The following is a 13,009-nucleotide window of genomic DNA, read 5'->3' as shown; positions in this document are numbered from 1 at the left end:
ACTATGCGATTACTTTATCTCTTACTTTTTATTCTAGTTATCTCATGTAAGACCAATCCAGAATCAGCACAAGAAATTATTTCTGAAACAAAACCTGTTTTTGGTGTAATTGAAAAAAATGCGATGGTTGTATCTGCACGAGAAGAAGCTTCTAAAATTGGTAAAGATATTCTCCAGAAAGGTGGTAATGCTTTTGATGCTATGGTAGCTACAGAAATGGCATTAGCAGTTTCTTATCCGTATGCCGGTAATCTAGGAGGTGGTGGGTTTATGGTATATAGAAAAGCTAATGGAGAAACTGGCGCTATTGATTATCGTGAAAAAGCTCCTCTCGCCGCATTTAAAGATATGTATCTCGATGAAAATGGAGATCCAATCCCAGAAAAAAGTCAACTAGGTTCTTTAGCTGTAGGTGTTCCTGGCACAATCGCTGGTATTTTCGAAGTACACGAAAAATTTGGAACACTCTCTATAGAAGAGCTGTTAACTCCTGTGGTAAAACTTGCTAAAAAAGGGTATATAATTACAGAAAATCAAGAAAAACGGCTTAACCATTTTAAAGACCTGTTTATTGAAACTAATAAAGACACCATTCTTTATGCTCAGACAATTAAAGCAAATGACACCCTAAAAAATCCAATGTTAGCAAAAACACTTGAACGAATTATTAAGAATGGAAAAAATGAATTTTATAAAGGAGAAACGGGAGAAAAATTAGTTGCATATATCCAATCACAAGGTGGAATAATGACTATGGAGGATCTAAATAAATACGAAGCTAAATGGCGGGATCCAGTTAAATTCTCATATAAAGATTTAAATATCATATCAATGTCTCCTCCTTCTAGTGGTGGAGTATGCTTAGCGCAAATCATGAAGATGATTGAACCCTACGACCTTAGTACGTACGGACATAATTCTTTAAAATCGATACAAGTAATAACAGAAGCAGAAAGAAGAGCTTATGCAGATAGAAGCTTCTATTTAGGTGATCCAGATTTTGTAAAAATTCCAATCGACACTTTAATAAGTGATGCATACTTATCCGAAAGAATGAATGATTTCGATATGGATAAAGCTACTTTATCTACAGATCTTAGCTACGGAAGTATTCCTGGATATGAAAGTAGTGAGACTACTCATTATTCTATCGTTGATCAATTCGGAAATGCAATTTCTGTAACTACAACATTAAATGGCGCGTATGGCTCTAAACTTTTTGTTCCTGAACTAGGTTTCTTTCTAAATAATGAAATGGATGATTTTAGTGCTAAACCTGGAACTCCTAATATGTTTGGGCTTCTAGGAGCTGAAGCTAATGCAATTGCTCCAGAAAAAAGAATGCTTAGTTCAATGACTCCAACCCTAGTCGAAAAAGATGGTAAATTATGGATGTCCGTTGGAACTCCTGGAGGATCTACTATTATCACATCAGTTTTACAAACTATCTTAAATGTTAAAGAATATGGAATGACCATGCAAGACGCAGTAAATGCACCTCGTTTTCATCACCAATGGCTGCCAGATGTTGTTATTTTTGAACCTAATTCATTTGACAAAAATGTGCTAGATAGCTTAAGAAGCAAAGGATACAAGACGAACGAAGAACAAAGTAGAATTATTGGTAAAGTAGATGGCATTTTAGTATTATCTGATGGAACTTTAGAAGGAGGTGCTGATAAACGCGGAGATGATACGGCAGTTGGATTTTAAAATCAAATCTTCGTTTTACCAAAAAAACAAAAACCATATATTATTCTAAACTTGTTAACTATAAAATACCACTATTACTATAAAAAAAGTTAAAAAATTTAAATTATCATAACAAAAACAAACTTCATAGCCCTTTATTCAGAGCTAATGCAACAATATTATCATTAATTGCAACAATTATTACACTAGAGATTTATCCTTAAGAATACATTAGTGGAAACTTAATTAACATTGTTAAAACGTAAACAGATTTTAAAAAAATACAATGTTTAAAATATGTAATTATGATTAAAAAATTATTTTCACTCCTACTATGCTTATGCTCTATTTTTAGCGTAACCGCGCAATATTCGATTAGTTATGATTCGGCAGATCCTGTTACTGTTGTTGCCGGTCAATCTATAACATTAAATTATACATACTCGGCATCTATGGAAGTTGGTGCTCAATTTCAGATTTTTGAAACTGATAATTCAGGTATTTTCGGAGGCGCTACCGCTATAGGAACTGCAGTAGCTGAATTTCCTACGCTAGATGCAGGAACAGATGTTATGGGTACAATTACTCTTAATATCCCAGCGAATTTGCCATTAAGTTCTTCTCTTTCCGGAACGGAATATCGTATTTTCGGAAAACTATCTTCCGAAGCAAATTCTGATGCTACAGCGGATGTAACCTGGGATACTGGAGGAGTATATCCTTCAATAATAGTTACATCTCCTCCTTATTCAATAACATACGACTCTGCAAATCCAGTTACTGTAGCTGCTGGAGAATCTATTACATTAAATTATACATATACAGCATCTATGGATGTTGCTACACAATTTCAAATTTTCGAGGCTGATGTTCCAGGTATTTTTGGCGGAACTACTGCAAACGGTACTGCTGTAATTGTTACTCCGACTGTTGTAGCAGGAACAGATATATCAACTACAGTTACTCTTGACATACCGTCAGACCTCCCAATAAGTTCATCACTTTCAGGAACCAAGTATTACATTTTTGGAAAATTGTCTTCTGCAGATAATCCAGATGCTAGTTCTGATGCGGATTGGAGCATATCTGGAGAATATCCAGAAATTACTATTTCACCTGTACTTAGCACTAGTGATTTCACCACTTTCGATAGAGATAAATTATACTTTAATAATACTTCGGCATCTTTAGTAATCAATGATGTAAATGAAATAAAGTCTTTAAGTATTTATAACATTATAGGTAAAAAAGTATATGAAGTTGAAGATGTAAAAAACACCACAAACATCAACTTATCAACGCTCCCAAAAGGGTTATATATTGCACGATCTGATTCGAAATTCTTAAAATTTATTAGATAAAATATAACAGAATTAAAAAATATTAAGGTCAAAAAATAAACAAAAAGCCAATGATGTATTTCATTGGCTTTATTTATCGTAAAACATTATCTATTTAATGAATTCAATACTTCGAAAAGCAGCTGTTACCTTATAACTTCGAATGATAGGTGTTTGTAACTTCTCTTCTTTTTCCAGAAGAAAGCAAGGGGATTTCATCTACATACAATATATCTATACGAGCATTTTGACCCAAATACCCTTTAAATTCTTCTAACATAGTAGCTTCATCCACTTTCTTATCCGTATTTAATTTGATCTTATAGCTCTTTTCACCATACTGAACCAACTGAAACTGTTTATAATCACCATATTTACATAGCTTATAAGAAACATGAGAAGGAACTATACCTCCTTTAGTATCATAAATCAAATCTAATTTTCTACCCTCAATTGACGAGAGATAACTGATATTATTTTTATCTAAACTTACAACTCCTATATCTCCTGTATCATATCGAATTATTGGCATTGCATAATTATGTAAATCAGTAACAATAATTCTCCCCCTTTCACCTGGAGACACTGGAACATCTTTATAGAAATCAAAAACCTCAATAAAATAACTTGCAGAATTGATAATAAATTTAGAACGTCCCTGTCTATCTTCTTGGGCTAAAATTCCATTCTCATTATTAGAATATCTCGAAATTGGTGAAACTCCAAAATACTTTTTCATACGATTTCTCACATAATCATTAAGCCCTTCTGACATTGTAATAATTGACTGCACATTGGTATCTACAGGATCTGCCTCTACCTTATCAAGGTGTTGACAAATTTTAGTAAACGCAGAAGTGTATCCCAGAAAACTCTTTTTTGAAGAATTTAATCTTAATTCTTTTATAAAAACTTCTATTTCTTTATCCGAAAGTTGGAAAACACTTTTAGGATATATGTTCTGCCACCAAAATCTCGAAAGTATATTATGCTTGTAATTATCAGGCCAAATTTTTACATAAATTAATTTTTGCCCGATCTCATATCCCGATTGATAAGAAAAATATAAATTATCCCCTGTATTACGACAGCGTTTACTCATATTCTGTAACACAGAAAATGGAGCTCCCGTAGAACCACTAGTAGAAACTAACACGCAATTCTTCGCTTTATATTTAGAAGATTTAAATTCTTCAAAATTATCACGAATTATGTTTTTATTAATTACTGGAAAATCTAAAATTGAATTATAACCTGAATATTTCTGATAAAACCAGGTAGTACTAACAGCATGCTTGAGTATTTTCTGAAGATATCTATCTTTTTTAGCTTGAACCGATTGAGAATTTGGATTCTCAATCAATTCTTTAATATCCTTAAAATGGCTTTTGATATCATTTCCCTTAAGAATATCAAAAAACCAAAAGATTTTTCTACGAAAAACTTGTGATAGATTCATTAGTATATTCCATTACTTTAACCCTATATATAGGTAGTATAGCGATTTCCTCTATTAAGAATAACTGTGTGTGAATAAAATTATAAACAGGGGTATTGTTAAGCCTTGATAAAAGTAAACTTTTTTTTGTTATTCATAAATATAAACACAAAAAAAGCACAGTTTTCACTGTGCTTTTTTTTATATAGAATAACAAATGTTATTTCACTTCTTCAAAATCTACATCTTCTACATCACTTCCTTCAGAGTCTCCTCCTTCTGGTTGTGCTCCAGCTTCTGGACCTGCCGCACCACCTTGCGCTTCGGCTTGTGCTTTGTACATTTCTTCACTAGCTGCTTTCCATGCTTCATTCATTTTATCAAGTGCTGGCTGTATAATTGCAAGATCCTTAGTTTCGTAAGCTTTCTTTAATTCTTCTAAAGCTTCTTCTACTGGTTTCTTATTATCATCAGAGATTTTATCGCCAAACTCTTTAAGTTGTTTTTCCGTCTGGAAAATCATTCCATCCGCTTCATTCAACTTATCTGCAGTTTCTTTTGCTGCTTTATCTGCTTCAGCATTCGCTTCTGCTTCTTGCTTCATTTTCTCGATTTCCTCTTCTGTTAATCCAGAAGATGCTTCGATACGAATATCCTGTGACTTATTAGTAGCTTTATCAGTAGCAGAAACTTTGATAATACCATTAGCATCTATGTCAAAAGTAACTTCGATCTGTGGTGTACCTCTTTGCGCAGGTGGAATTCCATCTAAGTGGAAACGACCTATCGTTTTGTTATCCGCCGCCATAGGACGCTCTCCTTGTAACACATGAATTTCTACAGAAGGTTGATTATCTGCTGCTGTAGAAAAAACTTGTGATTTCTTCGTAGGAATCGTTGTATTTGCTTCAATCAGCTTAGTCATAACATTACCCATTGTCTCAATACCTAGAGAAAGTGGTGTTACATCTAATAACAATACATCTTTTACATCTCCTGTAAGAACTCCTCCTTGGATAGCAGCTCCAACAGCAACTACCTCATCCGGGTTTACTCCTTTACTTGGTGCCTTACCAAAGAACTTTTCCACTGCTTCCTGAACTGCAGGAATACGAGTAGAACCTCCTACTAATATAATCTCATCGATATCACTTGTAGATAAACCTGCAGCATCAAGTGCAGTACGACAAGGATCGATAGTACGTTTTACCAAATCATCAATCAATTGATCAAATTTAGCTTTTGTCAATGATCTTACTAAGTGTTTAGGACCACTAGCAGTAGCTGTTACATATGGTAAATTAATTTCTGTCTGAGAAGAAGAAGATAATTCTATCTTCGCTTTTTCTGCAGCTTCTTTAAGACGTTGAAGTGCCATTGGGTCTTTTCGTAGATCCATATCCTCTTCACTCTTAAATTCCTCTGCTAACCAGTCTATTATCTTTTGATCTACATCATCTCCTCCTAAATGCGTATCTCCATCAGTAGATAATACTTCGAATACACCATCTCCTAATTCAAGGATCGATACATCATGAGTTCCTCCACCAAAATCAAATACTACAATCTTCTGATCAGTACCTTTTTTATCAAGGCCATATGCCAATGCAGCCGCAGTAGGCTCATTGATTATTCTTTCTACTTTAAGACCAGCAATTTCTCCAGCTTCTTTAGTAGCCTGACGCTGCGCATCATTAAAATAAGCCGGTACAGTAATTACAGCTCTGGTTACATCCTGTCCAAGATAATCTTCTGCAGTTTTCTTCATTTTTTGAAGTGTCATTGCAGATAATTCTTGTGGTGTATATAAACGACCATCGATATCAACTCGAGGCGTATCATTATCTCCTTTTACTACTTTATATGCAGCTCTATCTGCTTCTTTTGCGGATTCAGAGAATTTATTCCCCATAAATCTTTTAATAGAAGAGATTGTTTTAGTAGGGTTAGTTACTGCCTGACGCTTTGCAGGATCCCCCACCTTAATTTCTCCTCCTTCTACAAATGCAATTACAGACGGAGTTGTTCTCTTTCCCTCTGCATTAGGGATAACAACAGGCTCATTACCTTCCATCACAGAAACACAAGAGTTTGTTGTCCCTAAATCTATTCCTATTATCTTACTCATATTAGTATATAAATGTTTTAGTGTTGTTCTAAATTATTTATTCCACTTAAGTCAATGATTATGCCACGACAATTTATCTGACAGGATGTCATTACTTTATTCTAAGTAATATAATATTCGAAATACTTTCAAAAAATAAAACCAAATAAACAATCTAACTATTTAATAAAAAAAAGCGTTCTTTTTTATCAATACATTATATTTACCAACATAATTTTACACTCAATTAAGAATTATGGAATGTATCAGTGTTTTTGATATGTTAAAGATCGGTGTAGGCCCTTCTAGCTCCCATACTTTTGGCCCTTGGAGAGCCGGACGACGTTGGATTGCGGAACTTAAAAAAAACAACCAGTTTCATCTGGTAGAATCAATAACAGTTGATCTATTCGGATCTTTATCCCTTACTGGTAAAGGTCATGCTACCGATATAGCTTCTATATTAGGTTTGTGCGGTTATGATCCCCAAACAATTGATGTAGCTGCTATTTCTTCTATTATTGAAGATATAAAACTGAATAAAGTTTTAGTATTTAATAAAGAATTAGCTATTAGCTTTAATCCTGAAACTCAAATTGTATTTAACAGAGAGTTTAAAGAATTTCATCCAAATGCCATAACATTTACAGCTACTCTCAAGGATAAAAAAAAAATAGCTTCAACCTTCTATTCTATTGGTGGTGGTTTTGTAGTTCAGGAAACCCGAAAAAGAGAAAAGAAAAAAATGGAAGCATTTAGAGAATTTCCTCTTCCAGTTCAAAAAGCTACAGATCTTTTAGAATATTGTAAAAAGAAAAATAAAAAGATATCCGAAATTGTATTAGAAAACGAACTTTCTCTTCAGCCCCATGAAGAAATAGATGCTAGAATAAGTGATATTTGGAATGTTATGCTAGAATCTATGTACCTCGGTTGTCATACTGAAGGAACACTTCCTGGAGGATTAAATGTAAGACGCAGGGCATTTGATACACACAAGAAATTAATTAGTGATTCTGCCACCTATACGAATCCAACAGAATGGATTGAATCTATTAGAGATACTGAAGTGAAATTTCGTCAGATATTAAAATGGGTTTCTTGTTTTGCTCTCGCTGTAAATGAAGTAAATGCATCTCTGGGAAGAGTAGTTACTGCTCCTACAAATGGGAGTGCAGGAGTTATACCTGCAGTTATGATGTATTATATGGTTATTGAAAATCATGACGCCAATTTTGATGATATAAAACAATTTATGCTAGTTGCAGGAGAAATTGGCAGTTTATTTAAAAAAGGAGCCACAATATCTGCTGCGATGGGTGGTTGTCAGGCAGAAATTGGAGTTTCGTCTGCAATGGCGGCAGGGGCTTTGACCGAATTAATGGGAGGATCACCTGAACAAGTAGTAATGGCTAGTGAGATTGCCATGGAACATCATTTAGGATTAACATGTGATCCTATAGGTGGATTAGTACAAATTCCTTGTATCGAACGTAATGCAATGGGAGCCATAAAAGCGATCAATGCCTGCGAAATGGCTTTAGACTCTGATGCAGCAAATGCCAAGGTCCCATTGGATAAAGTGATAGAAACTATGTGGGAAACAGCAAAAGACATGAATACTAAATATAAAGAAACTAGTGAAGGAGGTTTAGCTATTAAAGTAAGTTTAAGCGACTGTTAATATAAGTTAATGTCTAAAGAAGTTTTATTTTATAAAATAAAAAAATTACTTGTCAGCTACTTTCGGTTATTCGGATTGTACATACTATTCTTTATCTGCGTAGCATTACTTCAGAGCATATTCCCATATTTAGATTTACAAAAATATTCTCAAGATGGTATTTTCGAAATTCTAAAAGAAAACAAGCTCAAAGCGTTTTTCGCAATGGTGATCTTTGCTCCTTTTATAGAAGAATTGATGTTTAGAACATTGTTAAGACCAAAAACTTCGGATCTTATATTATTTTTAACCTCTTGGTCTCTTTTTCTAACCGGACTGTTTATTACAATTGAATTTGAATGGTATTACCGATTCCTTTTATTAACCTTTTTAGTAATCGTATTATTTTTTTCTTATAAGAAAGTAATATCTAACTCTTTTTTAGAAAAAGCTATTATTTACTTAAATAGACATCGATCAATTACACTCCAGGTTACATCAATAATTTTCGGTTTCCTCCACATTTTTAACTACGTGGATTCTTTTAGAATAGATAGTATTTTGTTTTTATTAATTGTTCCCAGAATTATTGCTGGCCATATGTTTGGTAAGATAAAAATAGAAAACAACCATATGATTTGGCCGATACTTTTACATGCTATTAATAATGGAGTTGTATTTTTAATAATAAGTAGCAGATACTAAGTTATTTACAACCTTCTTTTTTTCGAGTATCTGCTATAGCTATTATTTTCCAGGTATCTCCATCATTAAATAATTGGAAAATATTAACTCCGCAATGACTAAACTGATCATTTACATAAAATTCATAAGGAGTCCAGATCTGCGCAATATGTGCATCAGCATCAATCCTAAAGTCCAACAATTTTTCTAACCACTTTTGATCTTTTGGTCTATTATGTATAACCGCTAAGAACTTACCCATATCAGTATTAATAGCCTTTGTTTTGCCTTCTTTTGTTCTAGCAATTGTTTGCATAGCAATACTTGGAGATATCGTTTTTCTAATCATAGAAGTGTCTCCTTTATGAAATCCTTCAAAAAAATCTAATACAGCTTGTTTCGCATTTTTATGATTCGTATTTAAATCTTTCTGTGAAAAAACAACATTACCAGAAACTAACAAAAAACATATAATTAAGAATCTACACATAACAAATCGAACTTTAATTTACCTAAAATTAGGCTTTTAATTATTCTATTAAAAATATAAGTAATACTTCTTTTAAATAAATTTAAATCAAAAATAATATACTCTTGTTACGATCTTTCTAATTGATTACTTTTACGACACTAAATTAACTTATAAAATGTCTACAGCAAAAAAGGATTACAAGCGTGTTACTGTAAAATCTCTAGTCGAGATGAAAGCCAATAAAGAAAAGATTTCAATGCTTACTGCATATGACTATACTATGGCAAAAATTGTAGATGGCGCTGGAGTTGATGTAATTTTAGTAGGTGACTCTGCATCGAATGTTATGGCGGGTCATGAAACTACATTACCGATTACATTAGACCAAATGATATATCATGCTTCTTCTGTTATCCGAGCAATACACAGAGCGTTAATCGTAGTAGATTTACCTTTTGGTAGTTACCAAAGTGACCCAAAAGAAGCACTACGTTCTGCTATAAGAATTATGAAAGAATCAGGAGGACACGCAGTAAAGCTTGAAGGTGGAAAAGAGGTGAAAGAATCGATTAAGAGAATTTTAAACGCAGGTATTCCTGTAATGGGACATTTAGGGTTAACACCACAATCTATTTATAAGTTTGGTACTTATACTGTTCGTGCCAAAGAAGAAGAAGAAGCCAAAAAACTTAAAGAAGATGCTTTAATGCTTGAAAAAGCAGGGTGTTTTGCACTGGTATTAGAAAAAGTACCTGCAAAATTGGCAAAAGAAGTTGCAGAAAGCCTTACCATCCCTGTTATTGGTATTGGTGCAGGAAATGGTGTCGATGGACAAGTATTGGTCACCCATGATATGCTTGGAATGACTCACGAGTTCAACCCTCGTTTCTTAAGACGTTACTTAGATTTATATACAGAAATGACAAATGCATTTCAAAAATATGTTTCTGATGTAAAATCGTTAGACTTCCCTAATGATAATGAACAGTATTAGTTGTTAGTCGAAAATAGTTTTATTCCCTAAGAAAATTGTCTCAAAAAATAATTTCTAACAAAACTAATCTTCAGGTTCTTTATGAGGATAATCACCTGATTATCGTTAATAAGAGAGCTGGAGATATTGTGCAAGGAGATAAAACAGGAGATAAACCTCTAAGTGAAGTGGTTAAGGAATATATTGCTGAAAAGTATCATAAACCAGGTGCTGTTTATTTAGGCGTAGTTCATAGACTTGATAGACCAACAAGTGGAATTGTAGTATTTGCAAGAACAAGTAAAGCATTACCAAGACTTAATAAACTTTTTGCTAATAAGGAAGCTAAAAAAACATATTGGGCAATTGTAAAAAAACCTCCTCCAAAAGAAAATGATAGGCTTATACACTGGTTGAAACGTAATCCTAAACAAAATAAATCATATGCTCATAAAAATGAGGTAACGGATAGCAAAAAAGCAATTTTAGACTATGCAATCATAAAAAAACTAAACAACTATTGTCTTTTAGAAATCGACCTTCATACTGGTAGACATCATCAAATAAGATCTCAACTATCATATATTGGATCTGTAATTAAAGGAGATTTAAAATATGGAGCAGATCGAAGCAATAAAGATGGTAGTATCCATTTACATGCAAGAAAACTTACATTTATACATCCTGTAAAAAAAGAAGCGCTCACCATAATAGCTCCTCCTCCATTGGATTCTATATGGAATGACTGTTTTTAAAGGTATTTTTACTTATATTTTATTCGTAGTAACATTTCCAATAATTATTATACTAATAGGCAAAAGAAAACTCATTTTTTTATTTCATTGCTAATTAAGAATACATGGAGTATGTTTCATATTCATCAGAATTATTTAAAAACATTGATTGGAATTTTATCTGGAGTATTATTAGGGATATTGTACTTCCTAATTCTGGAATTTTGATTTTTAATATCATCCTATTTTTATTTCTAGGGTTGATTATCGCAACTATATACTGTATTTTATTATGGCGTAAAGGTATTTTAAAAAGAACTCCGCGGTATTACAATTGGGCAGTAAAGTTATATATTCCATTATTGCTAATTGGTATACTATACATCTTTGGACAATGGGGGTTTCTAAGAGGTATATATAAAATATTAGATAACGAAAAAGCGGTTATTGTACAAGAAGTATACGAAGGATCTATGTCTCAAGTATTTGAATCCGAAGAAGCCAAAAATAAATTTATAATTTCCATACAAGGACTTGCTATACAAGCAAAATCAGGTTCGCAAGATTATGCAGTCATTTTCGAAAACTATCTAAAAAACCATAATACGGGAAATTCTGTTCTCAATAAAACAAAAAACAAATTAGCAAAATATATTGTTAATCATTACAGTGATGACCTTTATAAATTAACAGTGTATGCATTTATAACATCCGCAGGAAGAGGACATATCGATTTTTCTGAAGCATTACCGTATGAGGAGTTTAGTACTGTAATGGATTTATTATTAGAAGTAGGATATAGGGATATAGAAAAAGTGGTTTTAGGCAAACTAAATGAATGGTTTACATTAGCAATTAGTTCGCAATATAGTGGAATGGTAAAATCATTATTAATACTATTATTTCTAATTCTAATTACTCCCCTATTAGAATATTTTATTTACAAAAAATGGATCGCTCCAAGATACGTCCCCAAAACTAGTCGAATAAAAAAATTATAATTCGTGATAACACATATTTACGAGTTAAATGATTTATTTATATGATCTCACACTCTCAATTACCACTGAAGTTAGAATTAACATCCCACCAATAATTGTTGTTAAAACAGGTATTTCTTTAAGAAAAATTATGCCTATAATAATACCATATACTGGCTGTATACTACTTATAATACTCGCTGTTGTTGCAGAAAAACGCTTTAAACTAAACAAAAATAGTGTATGACCAATTGCTGTAGTAAGAATTGCTAGTACTAATGTCCAAGGCCACTGTGTTACAATCGCTGAACTATCCATTATAAAGAGTGTTGGCAATAACATAATACTAATAATCACAAGTTGATACCACATTAGCACGGAACCATGATAATTACTTACTTTAGTTTTCATGATTAAGTTACGTAGTGCATAGCATAATGCAGATACTACTCCAAATCCAACGGCTTGGGCATAAGAGTTATCTAAACTAAAATTTGGAACTAAAAAATAAATTCCTAATAACACTAAAGCTCCTAAAACCAAATGCATTTTCTGAAATTTAGTCTTCAAAAGTATTGGTTCTAAAAACGAAGTAATTACAGGGTATGTAAATAAAGATAACATACCGATAGCAACATTAGACATTTTTAGAGCATAGAAATATGTAATCCAGTGCAACCCCATCAATACACCTCCGATAATAATTGTAAATCGATCAGAAGAAGCGATTCCAAAAGATATTTTTTTCCATTTGCAAAACAAAAACAGTATAACTCCAGCCAAAATAGCTCTAAAGGCAATAGTTACTGGAACTGGCATATCAATATACCTGCCCAATGCACCAGAAGTGCTTATAAAAAGCATGGCGAGGTTTAATTCTAAAATATTACGTAGATGATGAGAATTTTTTGGCATAAATTATATAG

General features: G+C 32.7%; 11 protein-coding genes. 7 read left to right on the top strand and 4 right to left on the bottom strand.

Going from position 1 to position 13,009, the window contains the following annotated elements; translation table 11 throughout:
- Positions 1 to 3: 3 nt before the first annotated feature.
- Together ggt and J8L88_RS21360 are read left to right on the top strand one after the other, a co-directional pair.
- A complete protein-coding gene (gene ggt, locus J8L88_RS21365) occupies positions 4 to 1,713 on the top strand; it encodes a gamma-glutamyltransferase (RefSeq protein WP_211061797.1) in 1,710 nt (569 codons plus the stop codon).
- A gap of 284 nt (positions 1,714 to 1,997) precedes the next feature.
- On the top strand, positions 1,998 to 3,053 hold the full coding sequence (locus J8L88_RS21360) for a T9SS type A sorting domain-containing protein (protein ID WP_211061796.1): 1,056 nt from the start codon (positions 1,998 to 2,000) through the stop codon (positions 3,051 to 3,053).
- Positions 3,054 to 3,183: 130 nt separating this feature from the next.
- Here the strand turns inward: J8L88_RS21360 and J8L88_RS21355 are convergent, their stop codons facing one another.
- A complete protein-coding gene (locus tag J8L88_RS21355) occupies positions 3,184 to 4,491 on the bottom strand; it encodes a hypothetical protein (RefSeq protein WP_027393991.1) in 1,308 nt (435 codons plus the stop codon).
- A 199-nt stretch (positions 4,492 to 4,690) separates the two neighbouring features.
- Complete coding sequence (dnaK, locus tag J8L88_RS21350) at positions 4,691 to 6,598, bottom strand: molecular chaperone DnaK (protein WP_027393992.1); 1,908 nt, start codon at positions 6,596 to 6,598, stop codon at positions 4,691 to 4,693.
- Positions 6,599 to 6,833: 235 nt separating this feature from the next.
- On the opposite strand from dnaK, the gene J8L88_RS21345 reads away from it, so the two are divergent.
- A complete protein-coding gene (locus J8L88_RS21345) occupies positions 6,834 to 8,261 on the top strand; it encodes an L-serine ammonia-lyase (RefSeq protein ID WP_027393993.1) in 1,428 nt (475 codons plus the stop codon).
- 9 nt (positions 8,262 to 8,270) lie between these two features.
- Positions 8,271 to 8,945: a type II CAAX prenyl endopeptidase Rce1 family protein gene (locus tag J8L88_RS21340; protein WP_211061795.1), complete on the top strand. Its 675-nt coding sequence runs from the start codon at positions 8,271 to 8,273 to the stop codon at positions 8,943 to 8,945.
- Between the two features lies 1 nt (position 8,946).
- Here the strand turns inward: J8L88_RS21340 and J8L88_RS21335 are convergent, their stop codons facing one another.
- A complete protein-coding gene (locus J8L88_RS21335) occupies positions 8,947 to 9,414 on the bottom strand; it encodes a nuclear transport factor 2 family protein (RefSeq protein WP_211061794.1) in 468 nt (155 codons plus the stop codon).
- Between the two features lie 157 nt (positions 9,415 to 9,571).
- Here J8L88_RS21335 and panB point away from each other — a divergent pair, with 157 nt between their 5' ends.
- The 3 genes from panB to J8L88_RS21320 all read left to right on the top strand — a co-directional run bounded on the left by panB (position 9,572) and on the right by J8L88_RS21320 (position 12,104).
- On the top strand, positions 9,572 to 10,390 hold the full coding sequence (gene panB, locus J8L88_RS21330) for a 3-methyl-2-oxobutanoate hydroxymethyltransferase (RefSeq protein WP_027393996.1): 819 nt from the start codon (positions 9,572 to 9,574) through the stop codon (positions 10,388 to 10,390).
- A 35-nt stretch (positions 10,391 to 10,425) separates the two neighbouring features.
- Entirely contained in the window at positions 10,426 to 11,124 is a 699-nt protein-coding gene (locus tag J8L88_RS21325; RefSeq protein WP_027393997.1) for an RluA family pseudouridine synthase, read from the top strand.
- A 104-nt stretch (positions 11,125 to 11,228) separates the two neighbouring features.
- A complete protein-coding gene (locus J8L88_RS21320) occupies positions 11,229 to 12,104 on the top strand; it encodes a hypothetical protein (protein WP_027393998.1) in 876 nt (291 codons plus the stop codon).
- A gap of 33 nt (positions 12,105 to 12,137) precedes the next feature.
- Here J8L88_RS21320 and J8L88_RS21315 read toward each other — a convergent pair whose 3' ends face one another.
- A complete protein-coding gene (locus tag J8L88_RS21315) occupies positions 12,138 to 12,998 on the bottom strand; it encodes a DMT family transporter (RefSeq protein WP_027393999.1) in 861 nt (286 codons plus the stop codon).
- Between the last annotated feature and the right edge of the window lie 11 nt (positions 12,999 to 13,009).

This window comes from Aquimarina sp. MMG015, from assembly GCF_018100855.1.
Lineage (GTDB): Bacteria > Bacteroidota > Bacteroidia > Flavobacteriales > Flavobacteriaceae > Aquimarina > Aquimarina latercula.
The sequence above is the reverse complement of the archived record's forward strand: the minus strand, read 5'-3'. Positions and strand labels throughout refer to the sequence as shown.